The organism is Microbulbifer marinus (assembly GCF_900107725.1).
In the GTDB taxonomy this organism is placed as follows: domain Bacteria; phylum Pseudomonadota; class Gammaproteobacteria; order Pseudomonadales; family Cellvibrionaceae; genus Microbulbifer; species Microbulbifer marinus.
On sequence record NZ_FNQO01000001.1, the window covers coordinates 1,041,600 to 1,068,529 of the forward strand.

A 26,930-nucleotide genomic window follows, 5' to 3' on the forward strand; every position below is an offset into this window, starting at 1 on the left:
ATTGTGTCTTTCGTGAGAGTCGAGAACCTGATCGAGCGCCCGGAGGCTGTGGAACAGCTGGCCCGGTGGCATTACCGCGAGTGGGCTCACCTCTACCCGGAGCAGAGCCTGCAGGACTTTACCGAAGACCTGCAGCGCTCGCTGCGCGGCGCGCCGATACCCGCCACCTGGGTGCTAGTGGATGGCGGCAGCGTCTGGGGCTCCGCTTCGGTGATCGAACACGATATGACCATCAACTGCCACCTGGGTCCCTGGCTTGCGAATGTCTACATCCACCCCGACAAGCGCGGCCAGGGGCTGGGCAGACTGCTGGTCGCGGCGGTCATGGAGGTGTGCCGAAAGAATGGCCTCAATGAGCTATTCCTGTTTACGCCGGCACAGGAGTATTTCTACCAGAGACTGGGGTGGACCCTCCTGAAAAGAGAACTCTATCAGGGCGATACCGTTTCCATCATGACCACCCGGCTGCAGGACTAATTCCCCTCGCCTGCTCCCTGCTGGCGCGACAAAGAATTGCGCCCAACCATCCTGAACTAAGCTCAATCATTGGAACCCCCGGTCGCCCTGTTCGGGGCGACGGCCGCCAATGCGCAGCTGCCACGCCGTGCAGGCGGCCAAAGACTGACATTGTGTGGAGCAAAAGAGATGAGGATCTGGATCGCCAGCGCGCTGCTTGTGTCCCTGCTACTGAGTGCCTGCGCCGGCTCGCCGGCATCTTCCGCATCCGGCAGTGGTGCGCGCTGGGGAGAGTACCGGACTTTCGGGTTTGTACCGGGAGGCAGCAGCTCCGGCGAGGTGAACTCCATCCTGCGGGCGGAAATTTCCCGGCAGCTCAACGCCCGCGGCCTGACCCGCAGCAGTAATCCGGACCTCCTCGTCAGCATATCGGTGCAGACACAGGAGAAAGTGAGAGCCCCCAAGGTCGCTGGCACGACCGGTGGCGCGGCGGCGCGCTATCCGTTCCTCGAGGAATACTACCGGCAACTGCCGCCGTCGCACACGACCAATATCGACAAGTACACCGAGGGCCGGCTGACCGTCGATATACTCGACGTGCAGCAGAAACGGATGGTCTGGCGGGGCAGAACCCAGGGTCGGATTACGCAGGAGATGTACGCGAACCCGCAAGGAACCCTGGCGGCCGCTGTCAGCGAAGTTTTCCGCCGCTTCCCTGTTCAGTCGCGCTGACGGAAGACAGACCAGAAAACTATCATTTTCCCGACGGAAACGGCCGCCTGTCCGGCGGCCGTTTTTTGTATCAGATTTCCACCACCGGGCGGCCCGGTTCACTCCACTGCACGTGGTATTTCTGCTGCTCGGGACGGTCGACGCGGGAAAAGGTGTGCGCGCCAAAGAAATCGCGCTGGCCCTGCAGCAGGTTGGCCGGCAGGGATTCCATGCGGAAGGCGTCGTAGTAGCTGAGCGCGGAAGACAGCGCCGGTACCGGAATACCTTTCAGCGTGGCATCGGCCACCGCTCGGCGCCAGTTACCCTGGTGTTCGGCGATCTGTTCGGCGAAGAAATCGTCCAGCAACAGGTTGGACAGTTTTACATCGCGCTCGTAGGCATCGCTGATGGATTGCAGGAACACCGCACGGATAATGCAGCCGGCGCGCCAGATACGCGCGATCTCGGCAAAATTCAGTTCCCAGCCCTGCTCGCGTGCGGCCAGCTTCATCAGGTCGAAGCCCTGCGCGTAGACGCAGATCTTGGCACAGTAGAGCGCGTCGTGCAGCTCTGCGATAGCCTCGGCGCGCTTGGCCGGCTCGATTGGCTCCACCGCCGGGCCCTGCAGTTTCTTCGCCGCACGGGTGCGCAGTACCTTGCGGGTGGACAGCGAGCGCGCGTACACCGCCTCGGCGATACTCGGCGCCGGGCAGCCCACTTCCAGGCTGCTGACTGCGGTCCAGAGACCGGTGCCCTTCTGGCCGGCCCGGTCGAGAATCACGTCCACCAGCGGTTGCTCGGTTTCCGCATCGACGGTGGCCAGTACTTCTGCGCTGATGCTGATCAGGTAGCTGTTCAGCGGTCCCTTGTTCCACTCGCGGAACACCGCCGCGATATCCGCCGGCGACATATCCAGCGCACTGCGCATCACGTGGTAGGCCTCACAGATCATCTGCATATCGGCGTACTCGATACCGTTGTGCACCATCTTCACGTAGTGGCCGGAACCGATGGGGCCGATATAGGCCGCACAGGGTTCACCCTCGGTGACCGGATTGCCCGGTTCGAAGCGCTCGAGCGGCTGGCCGCTGGCCGGATCCACCTTGGCCGCGATCGCGTGCCATACCGGTTCGATACGACTCCAGGCGTAGCGATCGCCACTCGGCATCAGGGACGGCCCGAAACGCGCACCGACTTCGCCGCCGGAAACTGCGGTGGTGAAAAAGATCAGCTTGCCCTCGTAGCGCTTGGCGCGCTCGACCGAGTCGGTCCACAGGCTATTGCCGGTGTCGACGACGATATCATCCGCCTTCAGGCCGGCATCCAGCAGCTTGTTGCAGACATCATCCACCGGCGCACCGGCAGGCACGGAGAGAATAATCAGGTGTGGGGCCTTCACCTTGGCCAGCAGCTCGGTGTAGGAATTACAGGTTTCCACACGCGCCGGCTGATCGCCGCGCTCTTTTGCGTCTTGCTCCAGCAGCGCATTCAGGCGGCCCTGATCCAGGTCGAAGGCACAGACTCGGTAGCCGTTATCGGCCAGGTTCAGGATCAGGTTCTTGCCCATCACCCCGGCGCCGATAAAGCCTATATCACACCGTGAGTCGCGCAGTGAATCAGACATGGATTTCTCCGAAAATCGTGGCTGCTGTCGAAAAGGGCGCGGAGTATACCAATGCCGACCGCAAGCCGGGAGGCCGGCCGGTCACGAAACCCTGCACGGCGTGGTGAGGCAGCTATAGAAAACAGCCTGATTCAGAGCATTATCCGGGATTTGCACTCGCAGCCCCTATTTATTACCGGCTTTCAGACCGGCAGCGATCAATTGCGCGGCGAATCCCGACTCCGGCAATTTTTCACCAGGCCCGATCGGAACGGGCTGGTCACGACGTAAATTCCGAATACCCGGCGGGGCAAGGTGGCGAGCGAATTGGGCATTGTCGGCCGCCGGGCCGGCTCAATGGCAAAGGTCAGAGCGCAGCTGGAACGATTGGGATTATTACCGCGGGCGGAGAATAGGCGATGAACGATTCCGCAAACACCAGAGTGTTGCGCGATCCAGTTTTTTTCGTTGACCTTCCCCCGATGGCAACGTCTAGCCTTCCCGTCGATACAATGAAACCGTGAAGGCGCACAGGACAGGAAAATGAAAGCGCTGGAAACCAAGATACCGCCGCTTCTGCTGATGCTGGCATTTGCCGGCGCCATGTATGGCGTCGCCACGCTGGAGCTGGCCCACTTCGATAGCGGCAACTACGGACTTACCGCAGCCGCCCTGCTTTTCTGCATCGGCCTTGTTTTCTGTGCCCTCGCCATAATCGCGTTTCGCCGTGTCGACACCACCGTGAACCCCACATCCCCGAGCAGCAGCAGTGCGCTAGTCACCAGCGGAATATTCCGTATCAGTCGCAATCCGATGTATGTGGCCTTCCTGCTGTTCCTGCTCGCCTGGGGCCTTTACCTTGCCGATGCGTTGGCAATCGCACTTGCTCTGCTATTTCAGCGCTACCTGACGGCATTCCAGATCAAGCCGGAAGAGCGTGCCCTGCGCAGACTGTTTGGTGACGAGTACGATGCGTATCTCTCGCGCGTGCGCCGGTGGCTGTAGTCGCAGTACCGGCTTACTCCATTTTCTCTCCGCCCTTCTTCCGCAATATTTTTATACTGCTCGAATTCTTATCGAAAAAACATTATTACTAATCGAGCGCCCGGTTCTGCGGGAATCACTGGCTCCTCCCAATGATTGTGCCTGCCACCGGAACTTTTAACGTGATACGGAATTAATTCTCAAAACGTGCGCACGTTTCCTCTACCACCGGCGATACGCCCCCTGCGGGGAGGATGCCGTGTCACCTCTTGCCTAATTAGGCTTTATTGGGTGCCCAAACCACGGGTATGTCTAGCGGAGAGCGGCCTAAAGGGTTCAGCCTGTCAATGGAGAGGGCAATCCATTCAAAATCGCTGCATAACCAGCCCTGTAACCGGCTGACTCACAAAATAGAATAATTACGAATAATGAAGGTAATCCAGATGCGACACTTTTTCGCGATGATGAGTGTGCTGTTTCTGCTGTCAGCGTTCAGCGCCACCAGCCATGCAGTACCACGCACGGCCTTTGTCCACCTGTTTGAATGGCAATGGGAGGATATTGCCAGCGAGTGTGAGAACTTTCTCGGTCCCAAAGGCTTCGCCGCCGTGCAGGTATCCCCGCCGCAGAAGTCAGTGAACGGCAGTCAGTGGTGGACGCGCTATCAGCCGGTCAGCTACGCCATCGAGGGGCGCTCCGGCAGCCGCGCGCAGTTTGCCGATATGGTCAGCCGCTGTAAGGCAGCCGGTGTCGATATTTATGTCGATGCGGTGATCAACCATATGGCGGCCTGGGATCGCAATTTCCCCGAAGTGCCTTACGGGCCGAACGATTTCCACAACTGCACCGATGACATCAACTATGGCGATGCCTGGTCGATCCAAAACTGCGACCTGGTGGGGCTCAACGACCTGAAAACCGAGTCCGATTATGTGCGCGATAAAATTGCCGGCTACATGAACGACCTGATCAGCCTCGGCGTGGCCGGTTTCCGGATCGATGCCGCCAAGCATATGCCCGCCGCAGATATCGATGCGATCAAGAGTCGCCTGAACGGCAATCCGTATATCTTCCAGGAAGTCATCGGCGCGGCCGGCGAACCGATTCAGGCTGGTGACTACACCTGGGTCGGCGACGTGACTGAATTCAATTTCACCAAGACCCTGGGGCACTATTTCAAACTGCGCGGCCCTCTGCGCGAGATCAGCAATATCGGCAGCTGGTCCGGCTGGCTGTCCAGCGACGATGCCATCACCTTCGTCGCCAACCACGACAACCAGCGCCAGGACACCGATAACACCGTTACCCATAAGGACGGCAACAACGCCAACAACATGGCGCATGTGTTCACGCTCGGCTGGCCATACGGCTACCCGAAGGTCATGTCCAGCTTTGACTGGACCGATCACGACCAGGGCCCGCCCGCCCAGGGCGCCGGCTCCTGTAGCAACGGCTGGCTGTGTGAACATCGCAGCAGGCCCATCGCCAACATGGTCGGCTTCCGCAACAATACCGCAGCTTACTGGGGCGTCACCGACTACTGGGACAATGGCAACCACCAGATGGCCTGGGGTCGCGGCGGCCTGGGCTTCGTGGTGCTCAACATGGAGGGCAGCAACCTGAATCACTCCTTCCAGACCGGCATGCCGGCGGGCACCTACTGCGACATCATTCACGGCGACTTCGACTACAGCGCCGGCACCTGCAGCGGCCCGACCATCACCGTGGACGGCAGTGGCGATGCCACCTTCAATGTCTACAACCACAATGCATCCGCCATCCACGTGGGTGCCAAGGTCGGAGTGCCCTGCCCGGACTGCGGCGGCAATACCAATGGTGAAACCGGCGGCGGATCCGGTGGCGGCAGCGGCTCACGGGTCGACGTCAACTTCACCTGCCACAACGGCTTTACCTACTGGGGTCAGAGCGTCTATGTCTTGGGCGATAACAGTGAGCTGGGGAACTGGGATCCCGCCCAGGCGAAAAAGCTCGACCCGACCGCTTACCCGAGCTGGAGCGGCACTGTCGACATGCCGGCCAATACCGACGTGGAGTGGAAGTGCCTCAAGCGCGAGGAGGCCAATCCCGCTGCCGGCGTGGAGTGGCAGTCCGGTGGCAACAACCAGTTCAATACCACATCCGACAGCGCCCCCTCGGCCAGTTTTTAACGCCTGATACGCGCCTGGCGGGTGCAGCCGCCAGGCGAACTCCACTCTCCCCAGCCGTGCGCCCCCATTGCTGGAGCCGACACAGTGCATGGGGTCAATCTCGTCCTGTGCGGATTCCCGTCGAGAATAGGCATAGATCGCTGCCATGGTGCCCGGACACTAATATCCAGACTGGAGTGACCGGAGAAGTGCGATGGCCAGTATCCCCGATGAGCCCCATCGCGGCGCCATAGGAGATCTACGGGCCCTGCAACAGCCGGGACTGGAGACCTTCAAGCGCTACATACACGGTGACCTGCCTGGTCCGCCAATCTGGCGGCTGACCGGCATGCTGCCGACCGAGGCGGGCCTCGGCAAGGCGACCTTTTCGATGCCCGTAAGCCCGTGGCTCGCAGATGGCACCGGTATCTATTGGGGTGGCATCTACTCGCTATTTGCCGATGCCGCTCTCGCCTCCGCTATCTGGACCACCCTGCCCGCCGGCAAGGTATTGACCACCTCCGAGCTGAACATGAGCTATATCCGCCCGCTGTCCGACAGCACGCGCAATATCATCGGCCGCGCGGCGACGGTGCACTCCGGCAGCCAGGTGGGACTGTCTACGGTGCAGATCACCGACCAGGACGGCCGCATGCTGGCCTTCGGCAGCACCCGCTGCCTGATTGCGGACTTCCCGGTCGACCCGGATCAGCAGCTGGAGGCGCCCGACCTGGGCCCCGATGATTCACCCGACCCCTTTTTGCGGGATCCCCCGCAGGCGAATTTCTGTGACCTGAAGAAATTTGGCGACCAGCTTCCCATCGATCTGCAGCGGGCGACGATCAGCGGCGGGCGCACCCATCCGGTCTGGCAGTTGACCGGCTATCGCGCCGCCGAAATCGATGACGGTTACTGCAAGTCGACGATTCCGTCGTCGCCGTGGTTCTCGAACGGCAGCTTCTCCATCTACGGTGGCCTCTTGGCCTGGGCCGCAGACTTCACCATGGGCATGGCGGTCTACTCCACGCTGCCGGCCGGTGACCTGTTCGCCATGCTGGACATGCACATCCGCTTTATCCGCCCGGCGACGATCGATAGCGGCGACCTCACCCTGACCGGCGAGGTCCACCACCGCGGCCGCCAGCTGCGGGTTTGCTCCTGCGACATAGTCAACGCGGAGGGGAAGCGTGTGGCCATGGCCAGCGGTTCGGCGCTGGTGATTCCAGGCGGCGCACAGATGCTGAGCGAAGGGAAAAAGCCGGAGGACATGATCGCCAGCGCGACCCTGCGCAAACCAGTTCCCGACTGAGCAGCCCTCTATCTCCAGCCACTGCCATAAATTCACGGGACGCGGGCGCATGCACCCGCCGCGTTCAGTCCGACTTCAGGCAACCATTCTGTAGCTTGGCCTTTTTGTGTATCATCCCCACCCTTTAGCGCATTTTTTAACCAAAACATCTATTAAGGGCAGCCGTGGGCACAGTGCGGCTAGCCAAAACAAGAACGACGCTATAGGAAAGATTGATGACGACAAGCGCCTCTTCCAGCGAACAGTCACAGGTGCCGGCCGAGCAGAGAAAGGCCTTCACCCGCTTCTTGGATGCCGTAGAGTGGCTCGGCAATCTGCTGCCCCACCCGATCACCCTGTTTGCCATGTTCGCCATCGGTGTCGTGATCATCAGTGGTATTGCTTCCTATTTCGGCCTGGCCGTGGCGGATCCCCGCCCGGTGGGGGCCGCCGGCCGCACGCCGGACGGCGTGATCGAGGTATTCAACCTGTTCAGCGGCGAGGGATTGCGGATCATCGTCACCAGTTTGGTGACCAATTTCACCGGCTTTGCGCCGCTGGGGACGGTACTGGTCGCACTGCTCGGCGTCGGCGTGGCCGAACACTCAGGGCTGCTGAGCGCGGCTGTGCGCGGCCTGGTGATGCAGGCATCCAAGCGCACCGTAACCGTTATCGTGGTCTTCGCCGGCATCCTGTCCAACACCGCGTCCGAGCTGGGCTATGTGGTGCTGATCCCGCTGGCGGCGATGATCTTCCACTCCCTCGGCCGCCACCCGCTCGCGGGTCTCGCCGCGGCCTTCGCCGGGGTCTCCGGTGGCTACAGCGCCAACCTGCTGCTGGGAACCGTGGATCCGCTGCTGTCCGGCATCACCGAATCCGCCGCCCATATGATTGACCCGACCTATACCGTCGGCCCGGAAGTGAACTGGTTCTTCATGATCACCAGCACCTTTCTGATCACCATCGTCGGCAGCTGGGTAACCATCGCCATCGTCGAGCCGAAGCTGGGCGTGTACGACCCGAAAGAGGCGTCCGTCGACCTGTCCCAGGACAAGATGGGCAAGCTGACCGCCGCCGAGAAACGCGGCCTGAAATACGCCGGTCTGTCAGTGCTGGGGGTTTGCGCGCTGTTGGCAATTTCCATCGTCCCCGAGTGGGGCGTACTGCGGAATCAGGAGACTGGCGAAGTCGCCGGCTCGCCTTTCTTGAAGGGCATAGTGGCGCTGATCGTGGTCTTTTTTGCGGTGCCCGGTTTTGTTTATGGCCGCGTGACCGGCACCATGCACAACGACCGAGATGTGATCAATGCCATGTCCAAGAGCATGGGCACTATGGGCATGTATATCGTGCTGGTGTTTTTCGCCGCGCAATTCGTGGCTTTCTTCAAGATCACCAATCTGGGAACCATTTTCGCGGTGCTGGGCGCCGATGCGCTGCAGAGCATCGGTCTCACCGGCCCACTGGTATTCCTGTTCTTCATCATGATGTGCGGCTTTGTGAATTTGATGCTGGGTAGCGCCTCGGCCCAGTGGGCCGTGACCGCGCCCATCTTCGTACCCATGCTGATGCTGCTGGGCTACGCACCGGAAGTCATCCAGGCCGCTTACCGCATCGGCGATTCGGTTACCAATATCATCACGCCGATGATGAGCTATTTCGGCCTTATCGTGTCCTTTGCCACCCGCTACAAGAAAGACCTGGGCATGGGTACCCTGATCGCCACCATGATCCCCTACTCCATCTTTTTCTTTATCGGCTGGACCGCCCTGTTCTTTATCTGGGTATTCGCACTCGGCATGCCGGTGGGCCCGGGCGCGGCGACATACTACAGCCCCTGACATTCGATCGCCGCGGCGGCCTGTGGGCTGCCCGCGGCGATGATTTCCGTTAAAGTGCGTCTTTTATTCCCTTTACCTCCCCGACGGGGACACTACATCCGGACTAACCGCCATGAGTTCACTGCAAGATCAACTGCTGAAGGCCGGTCTCGTCGACAACAAGAAAGCCAAACAGATCAGCAAGGACAAGCGCAAGCAGCAGAAGGTCGCAAAGAAATCCGCACAGCCGGTCGTCGACGAAACCAAGGCTGCCGCCCAGCAGGCCCGCGCCGAAAAGGCGGCCCGGGACCGCGCCCTGAATGCCGAGCGCGATGCCGCCGCGCAGAAAAAGGCCATCGCCGCCCAGATCAAACAGATGGTGCAGACCAACCGTCAGCCGAAGGGCAACGGCGAAATCGCCTACAACTTCACCTTCGACAAAAAGATCAAAACCATTTATGTCACCGAAGCCGTCCGCGATCACCTGGTCGCGGGCCGGCTGGTAATCGTCGGGCTGGACGAGCAGTTCGAGCTGGTGCCGCGGGTGATCGCCGACAAGATCGCCGAGCGCAATCCCGATGCGGTCGTGCAGCCGGCGGCGACCAGCACCGCGGTGGATGAAGACGACCCCTACGCGGACTACCAGATCCCCGACGACCTGATGTGGTAAGCGGTCGCCACTGATGGAGCAGCAAATCGTCGACTCGGTACAACAGTGGCTGCGGGATGTGGTGGTTGGCCTGAACCTGTGCCCCTTCGCGCGCAAGCCGATGCGCGCCGGCCAGATCCGCTTCAAGGTGAGCGATGCCCGGGACGACGAATCGCTGCTGACAGACCTGCTCGAAGAACTGCGGTTGCTCGACAACACCCCAGTAGAGGAACTGGAAACGACCCTGCTGATCGTGCCCCGGCACCTGCGAGAATTTGCCGATTTCAACCAGTTCCTCGATCTGGCCGAATGGCTGCTGGAGCGTCACGACTACAGCGGCATCTACCAGCTGGCCACCTTTCATCCGGACTATCAGTTTGCCGGCACCCGACCCGAAGACGCGGAAAACCTGACCAACCGCGCCCCCTACCCGATTCTGCATTTGCTGCGCGAGGCGAGCCTGGAGCGGGCATTGAAAAACTATCCCGATCCGGAAACTATTCCCGAAAACAATATCCGCCGGGTAGAAGGCTTGACCGAAGAGCAGAAGCGGCAGCTGTTTCCGTATCTGTTCTGTTGAGCGAATGTTCGCTAGAGCAAAATAACAACTCACAATTCTGCAGAAACAGAACAGGAATCCGGCATGCTGTCACCAAGTCCGATACTAACTCCGGTTGTCGCTCTGGTTGCCTGGTCGCTGATCATGTGGTTGTGGATGTACGCGACCCGCCTGCCCGCCATCAGGAAAGCGCAGATGCAACTGGATCCACGCGCACCGCGCGGTGAGCAGATGAGCACCCTGCCCGCGTCGGTGCGCTGGAAGGCGGACAATTACAATCACCTGATGGAGCAGCCCACGCTCTTTTACGCCGTTGCACTCGCCCTGGCACTGATGGGAGAGGGAAATGGCAGCAACCTGCTGCTGGCCTGGGGATACGTCGTAACGCGAGTGATACACAGCCTGTTGCAGGCACTGGTTAACAAGATCGAAGTGCGTTTCGCTATTTTTGTGCTGTCGACGCTGATGCTGTTTGGACTGACGATTAACGCCCTGCTGCACCTGATCTAGGCAAATATTGGCTACGCGGGAAGCATTTGCCGGATCTCAGTCAGTCAACGCCCTCGCCCTGTACCGATGTACTCTGCAGGTGGCTCAGTCCCAAAGTCCTGCCGCATTGATAACCTCGCTCAAGTAATTCCAGTTCGCGGGTAAAGCGCTTCACCGGGAAGTCCGGCGGCGGCGCAATAGCGGTTACCCGGCAGTCCGCCGGTGGCGACTCGATAAAGTCCAGTGCGCGATTGTAGCGCTCCGCCCGGTCGAGCACCGCCTCAAACAGGCGGGCGTGGTCGTGGAAGAATTGCTTCATCTGCTTGGGCGCGGGACTTACCCGCTTGCGATAGCCCACCGGTCGCGACAGCACCACAGTGATATCTCGCGCGCCCTGCTCATAGGCCCGAATCACCGGAATGGAATCCGCAAGGCCGCCATCCGTCATCGGCTCGCCGTTGACGCGGGGAAAGCCGCGGTAAAAAAGCGGAATCGCACAGGAGGCCGGAAACACCTCATGCATGTTCTCTTCTGTGACCTGCAGATAGCAGGCCTCGCCGGTTTCGATACTGGTGGTAACCGCATATAGGGGTACGGCATTTTTGACATAGCGCTGCAGATTTAGCGGCACCTCGTCATAGGAAGCGTGCCACAACCAGCTGACATCGCAGAAATGCCCGCCCTTCAGGTAGCGTCGCCAATCGATGAAATCGTCACGGCGGGCATGATCCAACAGGATTCTGCGACTGCGGCCGTGGTCACCGGCCAGATAGCCGATCAGGTTGGTCGATCCCGCCGAGACACCGATGGCAAAGTCGAAGGGCAGATAATCCGATTCGATAAAGGCGTCCAACACCCCCGCGGCAAAGATGCCGCGCATTGCACCGCCCTCTACCACCAGCGCAGATCGATTCACATTACCGGAAGTCATTTTTTCCATGCTAAACCCGTAGCTGCTATTACTGTTCCGATACTGCGACAATTGTAAAGTTAACCTTCACAGACTATCCAACCAGATTCACTGGCCTATTCGCCCAAACCCAAGGCTGCCGCGGCCATTTCGCCGCTTCGGTGGCCGCGTTATGATTGCGCGAATCACTTCGACCATTCAGGCCATTCGATCCCAGGCAGAATATGCAGACCATGAAATACCAAGCGCCCTGGAGCCGCCAGCTTAAGTGGATCACGGCCCTGACAAGCGTGATACTGCTCGGCATCCCGTTGCTTTTACTGGACAAGGCGCCGCAAGCGGAATCCCGACTCTATACGGTCGCGATACTGTTGCCGCCGGCGATCTTTGTACTGAGTGCACTCTTTGCTATTCGTGGCTACCGTATCGAACGGACTGCCCTGCTGATTCTCCGTTTTGGCTGGCACACGCGTATCCCGCTGCAGGGCCTGACCTCTGCAGAAGCCGACCCGGAAGCAATGCACGGCTCCATCCGCCTGTTCGGCAACGGCGGACTGTTCGGCTTTACCGGCCTGTACCGCAACAGCAAACTGGGCCGTTACCGGGCCTTTGCCACCGATTCCTCCCGGGCCGTAGTGCTGCACTTCCCCGAGCGCACCCTGGTGGTAACCCCTGACCGGCCAGCGCAGTTCGCCGCGGCGCTGCAACAGAAGATTTCCGCTTAGCCCCAGGTTTCAGCTCGCGCCGCCGACCAACAGGTCACACCTGTGTGCTTTACTCTGGAAAGAGAGCACAGAGGTCGCCGCGACGAACGATGCCATGCCTCCCGATCTCGTTGCCGCCAATGCTCTGCAACCCGAGTGGCTGCGCTGCTAGTTCCGCGCCATGCTGGCGCCCCAGCTTGCCGCCGGCCATTTCAATATCTTCGCCTTCGGTAAGAGGACAACATGCTCACGGATCAACAGGGAAATCCTCTACCCGATGCGACGCCGGAAGCCGTAGACTTTTACAGCGACGCCGTGCAGGCATTCAACCTCTACCGCGGCGACCCGTTTGCGATTGTGGATCAGGCTATCCAGGTGGCGCCCCGGTTTGCCATGGCCCATATCTTCAAGGCGTATCTCTACGCCACCGCCACGGAACCCGCCGCATCACTGGAAGCGCAGAGGATCGTCGTCCACGCCAAGTCGCTGGCGCTGGACGAGCGCGCAGAATCCCATATCGCAGTACTCACGGAACTGCTGGCCGGCAACTGGACCAGGGCCGCCGTAGCGCTGGACTATCACAACGCCAGGTATCCGCGCGACCTGATCGGCATCCAGTGCGGTCATCTGATGGACTTCTATCGCGCCTGTGCCCGCGACCTGCGTGACCGCATCGCGCGCATACTCCCGCAGTGGTCGGCCGAAGTGCCCGGTTACTCCATCTTGCTCGGCATGTATGCGTTTGGGCTGGAGGAGTGCGCCGACTACGAGCGCGCCGAGGAATACGGACACAGCGCTACGGAACTGGAACCATTTGACTGCTGGGCCCACCACGCCGTCACCCATGTGCTGGAGATGCAGGGACGCACCGAGGACGGTATCGACTGGATGGAGAAGCGCGAGCCATTCTGGGCCGGCGACGATAATTTCTTCCGGGTACACAACTGGTGGCACAAGGCACTGTACCACCTGGATCTGGAACAGGAAGAACAGGCGCTGGCGATCTACGACGGGCCGATTCGCAGCGAACGCAGCAGCATGGCGCTGGATCTGGTGGACGCTTCGGCGCTGTTGTGGCGCCTTGCACTGAGGGAGTGCGATGTCTCGGATCGCTGGCAGGAGCTGGCGCAAACCTGGGAACAGCACGCCGATGGCCGCCTCTACCCGTTTAACGACTGGCATGCGGTGATGGCTTTCCTCGGTGCCGGGCGCGACGACGAGGTAGAGAAGATTATGAATACCATGCGCGCGACCCGCAGTAACGACAACGAGGTAGCGCAGTGGGCCTGGCATACCGGGCTGCCACTGATCGAGGGGTTCACCGCGTTCTGGCGCGGCGACTATCGCAAAGCTGCGCAGCACCTGCACGGCGCACGCTTTATCGGCAACAGCTTCGGTGGCAGCCACGCGCAGCGGGACATCATTGACTGGACGCTGACAGAGGCCGCGCTGCGCGCCGGCATGAAGGATCTGGCCGAGGCCCTGGCCAACGAACGACTGGCGCTAAAACCCCACAGCGCGCTCAACCGCGCCTTCCTGCAACGGGCGGTAACCACCGGGGCCGGAACACAATAACCGGAAAAACAGTAAACGCTTAACTGGAGCCGCTGGTAACAAGCTGCCCATCAGCCCTTGATACATACATGTGGCTCAACCCGCGCCACTTTGCGGGCGAGGCCCGCTTTTTCCGCGGCATCCACCACCGCGCGCACGTCCTTGTAGGCGCCGGGCGCCTCCTCGGCAACGCCGCGCATGGACGGGCTGCGGATGATGATGCCGCGGTCCGCCAGTTCATCCACCACCGAACGCCCTCTCCACAACTTGGTGGCCTGGTGGCGGCTCATGGCGCGGCCGGCGCCGTGACAGGCAGAGTTGAAGGACAGCTCCGTGCCTTGTTCGGTACCGGCGAGAATATGGGATTCGGTGCCCATGGAACCGCCGATCAAGACCGGCTGCCCGATCGCCCGCAGCGTCTCCGGAAGATCGGGGTGGCCGGGGCCGAAGGCGCGCGTGGCACCCTTGCGATGCACGTATAATTTGCGTTTTCTGCCTTCGACCTGATGGGTTTCCACCTTGCAGGTATTGTGGGACACATCGAAAATCAGCGTCAGATCCGCTTGCGGTAACACGTCGGCAAATACCTGCCGCGTCAGGTGCGTGATGATCTGGCGGTTGGCGAGTGCGCAGTTGATGCCCGCGCGCATGGCACCGAGGTAGGCCTGCCCCAGTTCGGAGTTGATCGGCGCACAGGCCAGTTCACGGTCCGGCAGTTCTATGCCGTGCTTGCTGGCCTCCAGCACCATGTATTTCAGGAACTCGGTGCCGATCTGGTGGCCCAGGCCGCGGGAGCCGCAGTGGATAAACACTATCGCGTCGTTCTCCCGCAAGCCGAAGGCGGTGGCGATACGCTGGTCGTAAATCTCCGCCACCCGCTGGACTTCCAGGTAGTGATTACCGGAACCGAGGGTGCCCATCTCATCCTGCTGGCGCTTGCGCGCCCGCGCAGACACTTCCTCCGGAACCGCCCCGGCCATGCAGCCTTTCTCCTCGATGTGCTGCAGGTCTTCCGCATTGCCGAAACCCTGTTCCACCGCCCAGCGCGCGCCACCGCGCAGCATCGCGGTCATGCCCTTGTCGTTCAGGTGAATGCGCCCGGTACTGCCGACACCCACGGGAATGTTTTTAAACAGCGCATCTGCCAGCTGTTTTTTGACGGGTTCTATGTCTTCGATGGTGAGTCCCGTGCGCAGCGCGCGCACGCCACAGGAGATATCGAAACCAACGCCGCCGGCAGAAACCACCCCGTCCTGTTCGGCGTCAAAGGCTGCCACGCCGCCGATCGGAAAACCGTAGCCCCAGTGGGCGTCAGGCATCGCATAGGCCGCCTGTACTATCCCCGGCAGACCGGCCACATTGCACAGCTGTTCGAACACCTTGTTATCCATGTCCCTGATCAGGTTTTCATCGGCGTAGATAATTCCGGGCACACGCATCTTGCCGAACGGGTCTATGCGCCAGCTGTATTCGGATTCTCTCTGCAGGGGGTATTCGTCGCTCATCTCGATTCACTCATACGTCGACCACGCACTGGGCCAGCCAGCCGCCATTTTCTTGTTGCGCCACCTTCAACGCCGTGTAGGTCGCGCCCTTCACTTCCACCGCGGGGCTGTGCCGCTGCCGATCCACCGCTTCGCCCCAGGCTTTGCCAATCAGCCGGTGATCGACAAGCTTTACGGTAAAGCGTGAAAACAGCATCCGGCGGGTAGCCATTTCGAATACCAGGGCGTTCAACCAATCCACCAGCAGCAATTCCTGATCGCTGCCCTCACACTCGATATCCACGCATCGCTGTGGTGTCACCAGCCCAAGCTCGGTAACCGTTGCCGTCAGTGCCAGCGCCACCTGCTCGAACGCCTGCGCCAGTGTGTCGCCGAAACCGCGCAGGCCCATATCCGCCTCGTGACTGAAATGTTCCCAATGGGGCTCCATAGGCCAATCAACCGCACAGTCCGTATTCAGAAGGCCACATCGAATCCCAGCAGCAGGTAATACTCCTTGGTCAGGTGGCCGGTGTAATAGAGACCGCTCTGCTTCTCCTTATCGAGGAAGTCAAAGTTCACCTCGATAATGCCCTTGGCATTGCGCATAAAGTAATAGGAGGCTGTCAGCGTCAAAGTATTGATATCTATCCCTTCATAGATCGTATCGGTATCGTCCAGGTCACCGGCATCGGCGTAGTTGTAGAGCGCCGATAGCGCCCACTTTTCACCCGGGGTATAGTCGACACCGAGAAAGCCGCCACTCCAGTCGTAATCTCTGCTGCGCAGCGGAAAATTGTCTTCAGGACCGGGCTGCAGGAAGTCGTCCCAGCGGTTCCACAGATACTGCACAAACCAGCTGGTGTTGCTGGCGATACTGCCGGACAGATCGACGCCCGATATCCGCACATCGGAATCCCGATCACCGATCTCCAGCCCCGCCGGACCGGTGGCGCTGTCCTGCTTGCCGGACAGACCGAATAATCCCAGCGTCACCGGACCGATCTCCGCTCCCAGGCGACCGAACAGGTTCTTCGAATTGTTGTTGTCGAACAGGCGGTCCGGACGCCGGTAGCCGGGGCTGTTGATATTGAAGCTCTCCTCGATACCATTGCCGTTGACCAAACCGAGCGCCATTGAAACCGGGCCAAACTCCCGATCCAGCAGCATGCCGCGCTGATAGGTGACATTGGCCATGCGGTAGACCATATAGTCCTGAAATGTCAGGCGCAGTTCCCGCGGAAACATCAGGTCCGAAACCTGGAACTGCCCCAACTGAAAGCCAACCTGGGTACAGGCGACATCGTCATAACGAATCCAGGCGTCCTCGATGACCACGCTGCCGTTCTCACCCTTTTCGGCGAAAATGCCGTAGAAGTAATACGTCAGATGCTCACTGAGCGGCGCACTGGACAGCAGCTTGACCAGATAAGGGGACTGAAAATCGCTATTCGCCTCAATGGTTTCGCCGCTGATCGTGTCAACAAATTCTGCCGAACGCCCCTGGATATACGCCTGTGCGCGAACAGCCAATGGCACATGGTCGGGAAGTGCCAGATACTTGTCATCGATATCGAGCGTCTTCTCGCGCCAGTTCGGCAGTTTGTAATTACTGGCGGCAAAATGTTCACCAAATGCGTTCAGTTTTGGGAAAGCGGAGTGGCAAGCTGCGCAACTGAGCTCATAGGTCCGGGCAAACTCAGGTATCGCCTGTGCACCGATGGAGATCGCTGACAGCATAATCAGCAGCAAGACAGTTATTCGGCGCGAGACCATACAATTGCGCTCCGGGTTCGAAGGATTCACTTTTTACTTCATCCGGGTCGGGAAGGATTTTTGCGGCTAATGGCTTAGGAATTTCTCTATCGGAATTTAGTTCAAAGGACGTTTATGTAAAGCGCTAAATATTTCGCTCAACGACAGTATCGCAACGCAGTAAGTAAATACCCCGACCAGTCCGTTAATAATTCAGTTCAGGTAGAGCGCCGCCCATTTTCTATTTCGTACCGCTGCGCGTAGAATCAAACACCCCTAAGACAACCGTGAATCGCTTATGAAGTGGCTTTTCCCGCTACTGTTTGCCGCAGTTCCTCTGACTGCCAGTGCGCAATCGGCATGCGTTATCCTGCTACACGGCCTGGGCAAGTCTGAATCCTCGATGAGTGAGCTGGAAAAGAATATTGCGGCGGCCGGATTCACCACCGTGAATACCGGTTACCCGTCTACCGACTTCCCTATCGAACAGCTGGCCGGCAGGGCCATAGCCCCGGCACTGGATAAATGCGCAGGTCACAACGAGATAAATTTCGTCACCCATTCCATGGGTGGCATCCTGGTGCGGCAATACCTGAGCCGGGTATCGATCGATAACCTGAACCGCGTAGTGATGCTGGGCCCGCCAAATCACGGCAGTGAGGTAGTGGACAACCTCGGTGACTTTCCCGGTTTCCATTTTGTCTTTGGCGATGCGGGTCTGCAGCTCGGCACTGGGGAAATGAGTGTCCCCAACAAACTCGGCGCCGCCAATTTCGATGTCGGCATTATCGCCGGCACGCGCAGTATCAACCTGATACTCTCCCAGCTGATCCCCGACAACGATGACGGCAAGGTTTCGGTGGATAGCACCAAACTCGAGGGTATGAATGATCACCTGACAATGCCGGTGACCCATGTCTTTATGATGAAAAATGACAAGGTTATCGCCCAGGTCATTCACTACCTTCGCCACGGATCCTTCCAGCGCGAACAGCAGTAAAGCGCTGCGGTCACCGCGACAACTGATTAATGGCAGACCACTAGTTCAGCGCGGCCCGCATTTTCGACCTGTTTGGAATGGCTGCTGTGGACTACTACACTCAGCAGCACGTCTTTCAGATCTCGCGAGATGGGATTATGGCTTGTCAACGAGTACCTGCTGCCCTGTTGGGCGCCCTACTGGCAGCCACTCAGGCCCTGCTGTTTGGCGTTGCCAGCGCCAGTACGGCGGTGGATCCCCCTGAAAGCAAAAGCAATTGGAGCTATGCAGGCGAAACGGGTCCCGCTCACTGGGCGGAACTGGACGCTGAGTACACCGTATGTGGCAGCGGCCAGAGACAATCTCCCATAGATCTTAAAGGCGCCACTACCAAGGCCATTGCCAATATAGATTTTCACTACAGTAAAGTGCCACTGAGCCTGTCCAATAATGGCCACAGGGTTCAGGTACCCGTCCCTCCCGGTAGCCACATGACGCTTGATGGGCAGCGCTACGACCTGCAGCAGCTCTATTTTCACACACCCAGCGAGCACCGAGTTGACGGAAAATTGTCTGACGGTGAACTCCACCTCGTGCACAAGCATGCGGATGGCAGCCTCGCCGTGGTGGGCGTCCTGCTGGAAACGGGTAGTGCCAACCCCGCTCTTGCACCCATCATCAGCGCCGCCCCAGAAAAAAATTCCGGGCCGGTAAATACCGGTAAACATATTGACGTGAACGCGCTGTTGCCCCGCCAGCGGACCAGCTATCGCTATGTCGGGTCCCTCACGACACCGCCGTGCACGGAGGGGGTGAAGTGGACGGTGATGAGCGAGCCTATCGAACTATCCTCCGCCCAACTGGATCGCCTCACCATGGCGACTGGCAAGAATAATCGGCCGGTACAGCCCAGGAATGGACGGCCGCTACTTAAAGACTCTACGCCCTGAGCACTGCAGTCACTATTTGCCGACGCGGCCCGCGGTCCGCGCCGGGCTTGATTCGGGCTGCCCGAGTCAGGCCATGTGATTGCCGCAGTCGGTGTCACCATCCAGTTCCCATTCAAACACTTTCTGTCGGAATGACTCGCGCGACAGCCGGGTCGTCGCCCTCGTCGGCTGCCCGGCGCTTCGCTCAGTGTCTGGCTCCATATTCGGCCGTATCGCTTTTAGGGCTCCAATTCCGGACGGCTAAACTGCACTGAGAGAGCAGCGGATTCCAGACTGGATCATCCGGCCAACAGGATAGTGACAGATGCCGGTACAACGTCTGATGGCAGCGCAGGAAGAGAGTAAGGAGGCGATCAAGGAGCTCCCGAAGCAAGTTGACCGCAGTCTGGGTACGGCGCTCGACAAGGTGGACAGCTGGATCGCCGATGGCGTGCAACACTTTCCCAATATCCTTGCCGCCCTGTTGGTCATCCTGTTGTTCTACCTGTTGGGTGTCTTCTTCGCTTACCTCGCGCAGCGGCACCTGACACGGCGTAAACGGGAGAATCTTGGCGAGGTTCTCGGCGGGTTGGTGAAATGGGTACTGTTCGGTATCGGCTGTCTGCTGGCTGCGACAATCGTCATGCCCACGCTGAAGCCGGGCGACCTGGTCGCCGGGCTGGGGATCGGCTCCGTCGCCTTCGGCTTCGCCTTCAAGGACATACTGCAGAACTGGCTCGCCGGCCTGTTGATCCTGCTCAAGGAGCCCTTTCACGTCAACGACCAGATCCGCGTCGGGGAGTACGAGGGCACGGTCAAGAAGATCGAGAACCGCGCCACGCTGATCCGCACCTTCGACGGCCAGCGGGTGGTGATACCCAACAGCGATATCTACACCACCGCCGTGGTGGTAAAGACCGCGCATCCCCTGCGCCGCAGTGAATACGACGTCGGCATCGGCTATGGCGACGATATCGACCGCGCCTGCGAGGTGCTGGAAGGCGCCGTGCGCAAGGTTGACGGCGTGCAGAATAAACCGCCGGTCGAGGCACTCCCCTGGGAGCTGGCTGCCAGTTGGGTCACCATACGCGTGCGCTGGTGGACGAAGAGCCGCCAGACCGACGCCAACCATATCGGCTCGGCGGTGGTGCGCGCCATCAAACTGGCTCTGGACGAGGCGCACATCGATATGCCCTTCGAAACCTGTGTGCAGCTGCTCCACGACCAGACCGAAGAGGACGACGGCGACCGCGGCCGCCAGCGGGAGGGCTGGCCGGCGCCGGCCGAGGGCTCCACGAAACCGCGCTGGAAAGCCAGGACCGACCGGCAGTAGCGGGCCCTTTCAATACAGGCCGACAACGCGCTATTCTCGCTGGCGGCTTTCTTTGCATGAGTTTGGCTAACGATGATTGACTGGCAGTGGCGGCGATTCGAGGATCTGGACATTCACCAGCTCTACGAAATCCTGCGCGTGCGGCAAGAGGTATTCGCGGTGGAACAGGACTGCGCCTACCAGGATGCCGATGGCAAGGATAGCTGCGCCTGGCATCTGTGCGGCTGGAGTGGCCGCGCTCCGCACCCCCAGCTACAGGCCTACCTGCGGGTGGTCGATCCCGGCCAGAAGTTTGACGAGCCCTCTATCGGCCGCGTACTCACCGCCGCTTCAGCGCGGGGCACCGGGTTAGGCCGGGAGCTTATGCGCCGCGTTCTGAACGAGCTGCGGTCCCCATTCCCGGACTCGGCCATTCGTATCTCGGCGCAGCAGCATCTGCAGAAGTTTTACGGCGAGTTCGGCTTCATCCAGTGTTCCGAAGTCTACGACGAGGACGGCATCCCCCATATCGAAATGCTGCGACCGCCACAATCCATCGGCTAGTGGGCGACGGACTGTGAAAACAGATTGATCACTATTACGCCGATGATAATCAGCCCGATGCCGATAATAGCCGGCAGGTCCGGCACCTCACGGTAGACAGCCATCCCCACCAGCGTGACCAGTACGACGCCCAGCCCGGACCAGATCGCATAGGCGATCCCCACCGGGAGGGTGCGCAACACCAGCGTCAGCATGTAAAACGCGATCCCGTAACCCACCGCGACAATCAGTGTCGGCAGCGGTCTGGTGAATTGTTCCGACGCTTTCAGTGCCGTGGTGCCCACGACTTCGGCAACGATGGCAATGGCGAGATACAGGTAGGCCATAGATTGACTCGACTGGATTCTGAAGCAAAAACGGGGGCTGATGACTGCCCCCGTTTGTACGCAGGTTATTCCCTACAAATCAGGGATAGGTGTAACTGGCCTGTAACCCCAGCGGAATTCCCAATGACCAGTAGATCACCAGGAACACCGACCAGCACAGCAGGAACACCAGTGAATACGGCAGCATCATCGATACCAGCGTGCCGATGCCTGTGCCTTTTACATAGCGCTGGCAGTAGACGACCACCAGCGGGAAATATGGCATCAGCGGCGTGATGATATTGGTGGAGGAATCACCCACACGGTATGCGGCCTGGGTCAGGTCCGGAGAGAAGCCAATCTGCATCAGCATCGGCACGAAAATCGGTGCCAGCAGGGCCCACTTGGCGGAGGCGGATCCCACGAACAGATTGACAAAGCCCACCAGCAGGATAATGCCCATCAGGGTCACCGGGCCGGGCAGGTCCATCGCCGCCAGCAGGTTGCCACCCTCGACGGACAGCAGCGTGCCGAGGCCGGAGCGGGCAAACTCGGAGATAAACAGCGCGCAGAAAAACGCCATCACGATGTAGTAGGCCATGGAACCCATGGTCTTCGACATCGCATCGATAACGTCCTTGCTCTTGTTAAATGTGCCCGCGGCGTAGCCGAATACCACACCGGGAATAATGAACATCAGGAAGATCAGCGGCACGATGGACTTCATCGCCGGTGCCGTAAACGAAGCCAGCTGGCCTTCGGCATCTCGCAGCGCGGACGTCTCCGGCAGCATCCAGGCCACCAGCCCGACGATGCCTGCAACCATCACCGCCACCGACAGATACAGGGCCTTCCTCTCGCGGCCGCCCAGCTCGTGTATCGCCGGCATATCTTCCTTGTCACCATCGATGGCGACATTCTTCAGGCGCGGTTCGATGACTTTGTCGGTCAGCCACCAGCCGAGCAGCGTAATCACCAGGCAGGAAGCGGAGGTAAAGAACCAGTTGTTCAGCGGGTTCAGCTGCACCGCTGGATCGACGATCTGGGCCGCGCTCTGGGTGAAGCCCTGCAGCAACGGGTCGATCGCGGAAGGCACGAAGTTCGCCGAGAAGCCGCCGGAAACCCCGGCGAAGGCGGCGGCGATACCGGCCAGCGGGTGGCGGCCGGCGGCATAGAAAATGACTCCGCCGAGCGGAATCACCAGCACATAGCCCGCGTCCACCGCCGTGTGGCTGACGATTGCTACTAAAATGAGCATCGGCGTCAACAGCATCTGCGGCGTCACCGCCAGCAGTTTCTTCAATACCGCATTGATAAAGCCACTGTGTTCGGCCACACCGACACCGAGCATGGCCACCAGCACCACCCCCAGCGGGGCGAAGCCGGTAAAGGTGGTCACCATGCCCGACAGGAAGCGGGCCATCTCACTGCCGGAAAGCAGGTTGTTCACCTGAATCGCCTCACCGGTGGCCGGGTGCAGGGTGTCGAAACTGACCCCGGACAGCAGCCACGACAGCACCCAGATAACCACCATCAGCAGCAGGAACAACACTGCCGGATCCGGCAGGCGGTTGCCCACGACCTCGATAAAGTTCAGCGCCCGGTTGATCCAGCCGCTTTTGGCGACGCCGTCATTACCCGAGCCGGGACTGGCTTGAATGTTTTCCATTGTTTTATCCCTGTTGTTATTAGTTTTGTCTTTTAATTTTGCTTCCGGGAGCGGCCGATCGGCGCTCCCTGCAGATCGTGATCCGTGATCCGTGATCCGTGATCCGTGATCCGTGATCAGCCGATCTTGCGGATTCCCACTGCGTGGCGCAGCTTGTCGATAAACGGCGCGGCGTAGGCGCGGGCCTTCTCCGCGCCCTTCTCCAGTTCCACTTCGATCTGCGCCGGATTGGCCAACAGCTCGTTGTAACGCTCCCGCGCCTCGCCAATCTGGCCGTTGATCAACTCGAACAACTGCTTTTTGGCCTCGCCCCAGGCGATGCCGTCCTCGAACGCCTTGCGCATCTCCGCGGTCTGATCCTTGGTGGCGAAGGCCTGCCAGATCTGGAACACGGTGGAGGTTTCCGGATCCTTCGGCTCGCCCGGCTCCAGCAGGTTGGTCTTGATCTTGTTGATATGTTTCTTCAGCTGCTTCTCCGGCAGGAACAGCGGAATGGTATTGCCGTAGCTCTTGCTCATCTTGCGGCCGTCGAGGCCCTGCAGTACCGCGACATGGTCGTCGACTACCGCTTCCGGCAATACGAAGTGCTCTCCGTAGTGGTGATTGAAGCGCTGGGCGATATCCCGGGCCATTTCGATATGCTGCACCTGATCCTTGCCCACCGGCACCTTGTTGGCGTTGAACATCAGGATGTCGGCCGCCATCAGGATCGGGTAGCTGTACAGTCCCATGGTGATACCGAAATCGGAGTCCTCACCGTCGGCGCGATTGGCATCCACCGCCGCCTTGTAGGCGTGGGCGCGATTCATCAGACCCTTGGCGGTCATGCAGGTCAGCAGCCAGGTCAGTTCCGGAATCTCGTGAATATCGGACTGGCGATAAAACACCACGTTGTCGGTTTTCAGCCCGAGGGCCAGCCAGGTGGCGGCGATCTCCAGGGTGGACTGGTGTACCTGCTCCGGATCCTGACACTTGATCAGCGCGTGGTAGTCGGCCAGAAAGTAGAAAGACTGGTTGTTTTCTTCCTGACTCGCGGCAATCGCGGGGCGGATAGCGCCGACGTAGTTGCCGAGATGGGGAGTGCCGGTGGTGGTGATGCCGGTCAGTACGCGCTGCTTGGTCATAAATCCTTCGTAATCCGTGCTGCAAATCTGGAGTTGAAGGGCGAATAATAACCTTTTCGCGCCGGGCATTGTATGGGCCCTCGCCTAGGCCGGGATGCCGGCTGGCGAGTTCCCGCTGGCGAGCTTTACCAGCAGCTCGCGGTACTCTGCCGCGAGCTGCTGCCAGCTGAGCCCGGAGACATCGGGCACTGTCAGGGACTCGCCCCGCTCCACCCGCTCGGCGCACCTGAGCATGACCTTGCTGAGGTTCGCCGCACAGGACTCGACGTCCTCGGGAAAGTGGTATCCGATCCGCCCGAACCACTCGGGATAGGCCAGGTTGTCCGGCACCAGTGGCTGGCAGCGGGCCGCTACCGCTTCCAGCACTGCGAGCCCCTGAAAGTCGTGCCGCGCCGTGGACAGCACGGCATGGCTCTGCCGCAACAGCCGCCGGTAATCCGCCACATGGAGCTGATAGCCCCAGGCGCCGAGGGCATTGTGTTTTTGCAGCAGCTTGCGGATCTGGGCAAATTCCGCCGGCTGACGGCGAAACTGCTGCCCTACGACATGCAGCGTGAACGGGCGCTTGTGCTGGGCGAAACGGCGCAGTGCTGCCAGCAGGATATCCGGCCCCTTGTCGTACTCCCAGCGGTGATTCCAGATAAACGTGGGTTTCCCGGGCCGCGCTTCCGGCTGGCTGAATACCGTCTGTTCCAGTGGCACCGGCAGGATGTGGGACTTGCGATCGATCTCCGCACAGAGCCCCGGGGGCACGCAGTCGGGGAAACGCTTCAACAGTTCCGCTGCGCCCTCGAGCAGGGTGCGGCGGTTGTAGTCCGAATTGAACAGCAGCAGGTCTCCGGCGAGCGCCGTATAGATATTCAGCAGTTGCGGTTCCACGGATTCGTAGGCATCCGTACTCAGTGGATAGGCAAACTGGTTTTCGTGGAAGTAGACCGCGGTGGGCACGCTGGCAATCTGCGGTACCAGCCCGCGCAGGGCGGACAGATCCGTCATTGAGGTGGCGACGATCAGGTCCCAGGGCTGGTTCAGCGTCTGAGCCGCCTCGCCCCTGCCCCAACTCAGGCTGTTGCCGCGAATGCGCCAGCTGAAATAGCGCGGTGGCAGGGACAGTACCGTCCACTGCCAGTCCGGAATCGCCGCGACCAGGCCGCGGCGCCAGCGCTTATGACTGTCGGCATCATAGGCGGATAACAGCAGTACTTTCATAGATCAGCTATCAATCAGCGACTGCGCGCCGGCAACGGCATCAATCGAAAGAACGCACATTCGTCAGCCGCGCGAACAGGCTGGACGTATCCCAGCGACCGCCGCCGAGCGCCTGAACTTCACTGTAAAACTGATCCACCAGGGCGGTCACCGGCAGCAGGGCGCCATTGCGCTGGGCCTCGTTCAGAACGATGGCCAGATCCTTGCGCATCCAATCGACCGCAAAGCCGTGCTCATATTCGCCGGCCAGCATCGTCTTATAGCGGTTTTCCATCTGCCAGCTCTGCGCGGCGCCCTTGGAGATGACATCAATCACCTGTTCAGCATCGAGGCCCGCGGCCCGGGCGAAATGCAACCCCTCGGCCAGCCCCTGCACCACCCCGGCGATACAGATCTGGTTCACCATCTTGCACAGCTGGCCGCTGCCCACCGGGCCGAGCAGATTGACGGCGCGCGCATAGCAGTCGATCAGCGGCAGCGCGCGCTGGTAGTCGGCCTCGTCACCGCCCACCATCACCGTCAGGGCACCGTTCTCCGCGCCCGCCTGACCACCGGATACCGGCGCATCGAGAAAGCCTATGTCCTTTTCCCGGCCGATCGCCGCCAGCTCCCGCGCCACATCGGCAGAGGCGGTGGTGTGGTCGACAAACAGGCTGCCACCGGCCATGCCGACAAAAGCCCCCTGTTCACCGGCGACTACTTCGCGCAGGTCGTTGTCGTTACCGACGCAGGCAAACACGATTTCGGCTCCACTGGCAGCCTCGGCGGGGGTCGCAAACGACTCGCCGGCATAGTGTTGCAACCACTGTTCGGCACGGCCGGCAGTGCGGTTGTAGATACGCACGCTGTGACCGGCCTTGGACAAGTAGCCGGCCATTGGATAACCCATTACGCCGAGACCGAGAAATGCGACAGTTGCCATAGCGGATTACCCCCAGATCATCCAGATAAGCGCCGCACCCAGCAGCAGGCGATAAATCGCAAAAGGCGCCATGCCGATGCGGCTGATAAATTGCAGGAAAAAGTGAATACACAGATAAGCGCTGATAAACGACAGCACCGTGCCAAGCAGTATGTCATTCCAGGGCACCGCATCCAGGGACAGCAGATCGAAAGTCAGCAGCATGGCGCTGAGTGCGATTACCGGAATGGACATCAGAAACGAAAAACGGGCGGCCGCCTCGCGCTTCATGCCCAGCATCAGGCCCGCGGTCATGGTGATGCCGGAACGGGAAGTGCCCGGTATCAGGGCCAGCGCCTGAGCGACGCCGATCAGCAGTGCCTTCTTCCAGTTCAACTGGGCCAGTGTCCGGGTGCGCGCCCCGCGCACATCCGCCCACCACAGCACGATACCGAAACCGATAGTGGTGGCGGCGATCACCGCAGCAGAGCGCAGGTGCGTTTCGATAAAACCCTTGAAGACAAGCCCGGCGAGGCCCGCGGGAATCGTCGCCAGCACGATAAGCCAGGCGAGGCGACCGTCATCGGTAAAGCGGCCGTTTACCAGCCCGCCGAGGCCGTCGCGCAACAGCGCCCAGACTTCGCTGCGGAAATACAGTACAACCGCCAGCAGCGAGCCGAAATGCACTGCCACGTCGAATGCCAGCCCCTGGTCGGGCCAGCCGAGAACCTCCTTCGGCAGAATCAGGTGCGCCGAACTGGAGATCGGCAGGAATTCCGTCAGCCCCTGAATCAGGGCCAGGATAACGATTTGAATGATTTCCATGGA

At 60.2% G+C, this 26,930-nt stretch carries 26 protein-coding genes; 15 read left to right on the forward strand and 11 right to left on the reverse strand.

Translation table 11 applies throughout. The features are described 5' to 3' along the window. Positions 1-3: 3 nt before the first annotated feature. Both BLW36_RS04470 and BLW36_RS04475 read left to right on the forward strand, forming a co-directional pair. Positions 4-477, forward strand: coding sequence for a GNAT family N-acetyltransferase (locus BLW36_RS04470; protein ID WP_091385557.1), 474 nt, complete (start codon positions 4-6; stop codon positions 475-477). Between the two features lie 168 nt (positions 478-645). Beyond that, complete coding sequence (locus tag BLW36_RS04475; protein ID WP_091385559.1) at positions 646-1,188, forward strand: DUF4136 domain-containing protein; 543 nt, start codon at positions 646-648, stop codon at positions 1,186-1,188. A 70-nt stretch (positions 1,189-1,258) separates the two neighbouring features. Here BLW36_RS04475 and gndA read toward each other — a convergent pair whose 3' ends face one another. Beyond that, positions 1,259-2,791 carry an NADP-dependent phosphogluconate dehydrogenase gene (gene gndA, locus BLW36_RS04480; RefSeq protein ID WP_091385561.1) on the reverse strand — a complete coding sequence of 511 codons (1,533 nt, stop codon included), beginning with the start codon at positions 2,789-2,791 and terminating at the stop codon, positions 1,259-1,261. 522 nt (positions 2,792-3,313) lie between these two features. Here gndA and BLW36_RS04490 point away from each other — a divergent pair. The 7 genes from BLW36_RS04490 to BLW36_RS04520 all read left to right on the forward strand — a co-directional run bounded on the left by BLW36_RS04490 (position 3,314) and on the right by BLW36_RS04520 (position 10,724). Beyond that, positions 3,314-3,775, forward strand: coding sequence for a methyltransferase family protein (locus BLW36_RS04490; RefSeq protein WP_091385566.1), 462 nt, complete (start codon positions 3,314-3,316; stop codon positions 3,773-3,775). Positions 3,776-4,197: 422 nt separating this feature from the next. Then, complete coding sequence (locus BLW36_RS04495) at positions 4,198-5,922, forward strand: carbohydrate-binding module family 20 domain-containing protein (RefSeq protein WP_091386945.1); 1,725 nt, start codon at positions 4,198-4,200, stop codon at positions 5,920-5,922. A gap of 193 nt (positions 5,923-6,115) precedes the next feature. Continuing rightward, positions 6,116-7,210 carry a PaaI family thioesterase gene (locus BLW36_RS04500; RefSeq protein WP_091385568.1) on the forward strand — a complete coding sequence of 365 codons (1,095 nt, stop codon included), beginning with the start codon at positions 6,116-6,118 and terminating at the stop codon, positions 7,208-7,210. Positions 7,211-7,425: 215 nt separating this feature from the next. After that, positions 7,426-9,027 (forward strand): AbgT family transporter, encoded by a 1,602-nt coding sequence (locus tag BLW36_RS04505; RefSeq protein ID WP_091385570.1) that lies wholly within the window; start codon positions 7,426-7,428, stop codon positions 9,025-9,027. Between the two features lie 112 nt (positions 9,028-9,139). Next, a complete protein-coding gene (locus BLW36_RS04510) occupies positions 9,140-9,676 on the forward strand; it encodes a DUF2058 domain-containing protein (protein ID WP_091385572.1) in 537 nt (178 codons plus the stop codon). Positions 9,677-9,689: 13 nt separating this feature from the next. Next, positions 9,690-10,235, forward strand: a complete 546-nt coding sequence (locus BLW36_RS04515) for a DUF1415 domain-containing protein (protein ID WP_091385574.1) — start codon at positions 9,690-9,692, stop codon at positions 10,233-10,235. 63 nt (positions 10,236-10,298) lie between these two features. Beyond that, a complete protein-coding gene (locus BLW36_RS04520) occupies positions 10,299-10,724 on the forward strand; it encodes an MAPEG family protein (RefSeq protein WP_091385576.1) in 426 nt (141 codons plus the stop codon). Positions 10,725-10,764: 40 nt separating this feature from the next. Here the strand turns inward: BLW36_RS04520 and BLW36_RS04525 are convergent, their stop codons facing one another. Then, positions 10,765-11,643 carry a patatin-like phospholipase family protein gene (locus BLW36_RS04525; RefSeq protein WP_211567131.1) on the reverse strand — a complete coding sequence of 293 codons (879 nt, stop codon included), beginning with the start codon at positions 11,641-11,643 and terminating at the stop codon, positions 10,765-10,767. Between the two features lie 203 nt (positions 11,644-11,846). Between BLW36_RS04525 and BLW36_RS04530 the strand changes: the two genes are divergently transcribed. After that, positions 11,847-12,338, forward strand: a complete 492-nt coding sequence (locus BLW36_RS04530) for a PH domain-containing protein (protein WP_244506128.1) — start codon at positions 11,847-11,849, stop codon at positions 12,336-12,338. Between the two features lie 222 nt (positions 12,339-12,560). Then, the gene (locus tag BLW36_RS04535) at positions 12,561-13,892 is read left to right on the forward strand and encodes a tetratricopeptide repeat protein (RefSeq protein ID WP_091385580.1); all 1,332 of its coding nucleotides are present in this window, start codon (positions 12,561-12,563) and stop codon (positions 13,890-13,892) included. Between the two features lie 50 nt (positions 13,893-13,942). Here BLW36_RS04535 and BLW36_RS04540 read toward each other — a convergent pair whose 3' ends face one another. From BLW36_RS04540 to BLW36_RS04550, 3 genes are read right to left on the reverse strand one after another with little or no spacing between them, the layout of a single operon-like run. Further along, a complete protein-coding gene (locus tag BLW36_RS04540) occupies positions 13,943-15,376 on the reverse strand; it encodes an RtcB family protein (RefSeq protein WP_091385581.1) in 1,434 nt (477 codons plus the stop codon). Between the two features lie 10 nt (positions 15,377-15,386). Next, positions 15,387-15,806, reverse strand: a complete 420-nt coding sequence (locus BLW36_RS04545) for an archease (RefSeq protein ID WP_091385583.1) — start codon at positions 15,804-15,806, stop codon at positions 15,387-15,389. Between the two features lie 26 nt (positions 15,807-15,832). Next, positions 15,833-17,095 carry a hypothetical protein gene (locus BLW36_RS04550; RefSeq protein ID WP_139304816.1) on the reverse strand — a complete coding sequence of 421 codons (1,263 nt, stop codon included), beginning with the start codon at positions 17,093-17,095 and terminating at the stop codon, positions 15,833-15,835. 313 nt (positions 17,096-17,408) lie between these two features. Here BLW36_RS04550 and BLW36_RS04555 point away from each other — a divergent pair, with 313 nt between their 5' ends. The 4 genes from BLW36_RS04555 (at position 17,409) to BLW36_RS04570 (ending at position 20,894) form a co-directional block, all read left to right on the forward strand. Then, entirely contained in the window at positions 17,409-18,110 is a 702-nt protein-coding gene (locus tag BLW36_RS04555) for an esterase/lipase family protein (protein ID WP_091385587.1), read from the forward strand. A gap of 86 nt (positions 18,111-18,196) precedes the next feature. After that, complete coding sequence (locus tag BLW36_RS04560; protein ID WP_170833116.1) at positions 18,197-19,039, forward strand: carbonic anhydrase; 843 nt, start codon at positions 18,197-18,199, stop codon at positions 19,037-19,039. Between the two features lie 304 nt (positions 19,040-19,343). Continuing rightward, a complete protein-coding gene (locus tag BLW36_RS04565; protein WP_211567132.1) occupies positions 19,344-20,351 on the forward strand; it encodes a mechanosensitive ion channel family protein in 1,008 nt (335 codons plus the stop codon). A gap of 72 nt (positions 20,352-20,423) precedes the next feature. Then, positions 20,424-20,894 carry a GNAT family N-acetyltransferase gene (locus tag BLW36_RS04570; protein ID WP_091385594.1) on the forward strand — a complete coding sequence of 157 codons (471 nt, stop codon included), beginning with the start codon at positions 20,424-20,426 and terminating at the stop codon, positions 20,892-20,894. On the opposite strand, the gene BLW36_RS04575 is transcribed toward BLW36_RS04570, so the two are convergent. The 6 genes from BLW36_RS04575 to BLW36_RS04600 form a co-directional block, all read right to left on the reverse strand. Continuing rightward, a complete protein-coding gene (locus BLW36_RS04575) occupies positions 20,891-21,220 on the reverse strand; it encodes a DMT family transporter (RefSeq protein WP_091385596.1) in 330 nt (109 codons plus the stop codon). The two genes, BLW36_RS04570 and BLW36_RS04575, sit on opposite strands and share 4 nt — an antisense overlap. Positions 21,221-21,299: 79 nt before the next feature. Then, the gene (locus tag BLW36_RS04580) at positions 21,300-22,868 is read right to left on the reverse strand and encodes an AbgT family transporter (protein ID WP_091385598.1); all 1,569 of its coding nucleotides are present in this window, start codon (positions 22,866-22,868) and stop codon (positions 21,300-21,302) included. Positions 22,869-22,984: 116 nt separating this feature from the next. After that, a complete protein-coding gene (locus BLW36_RS04585) occupies positions 22,985-23,992 on the reverse strand; it encodes a tryptophan--tRNA ligase (protein WP_091385600.1) in 1,008 nt (335 codons plus the stop codon). 84 nt (positions 23,993-24,076) lie between these two features. Next, on the reverse strand, positions 24,077-25,201 hold the full coding sequence (locus BLW36_RS04590) for a tRNA-queuosine alpha-mannosyltransferase domain-containing protein (RefSeq protein ID WP_091385602.1): 1,125 nt from the start codon (positions 25,199-25,201) through the stop codon (positions 24,077-24,079). A 40-nt stretch (positions 25,202-25,241) separates the two neighbouring features. Continuing rightward, on the reverse strand, positions 25,242-26,123 hold the full coding sequence (locus tag BLW36_RS04595; protein ID WP_091385603.1) for an NAD(P)-dependent oxidoreductase: 882 nt from the start codon (positions 26,121-26,123) through the stop codon (positions 25,242-25,244). Between the two features lie 6 nt (positions 26,124-26,129). Beyond that, positions 26,130-26,927, reverse strand: a complete 798-nt coding sequence (locus BLW36_RS04600) for an undecaprenyl-diphosphate phosphatase (RefSeq protein WP_091385604.1) — start codon at positions 26,925-26,927, stop codon at positions 26,130-26,132. Positions 26,928-26,930: the final 3 nt, after the last annotated feature.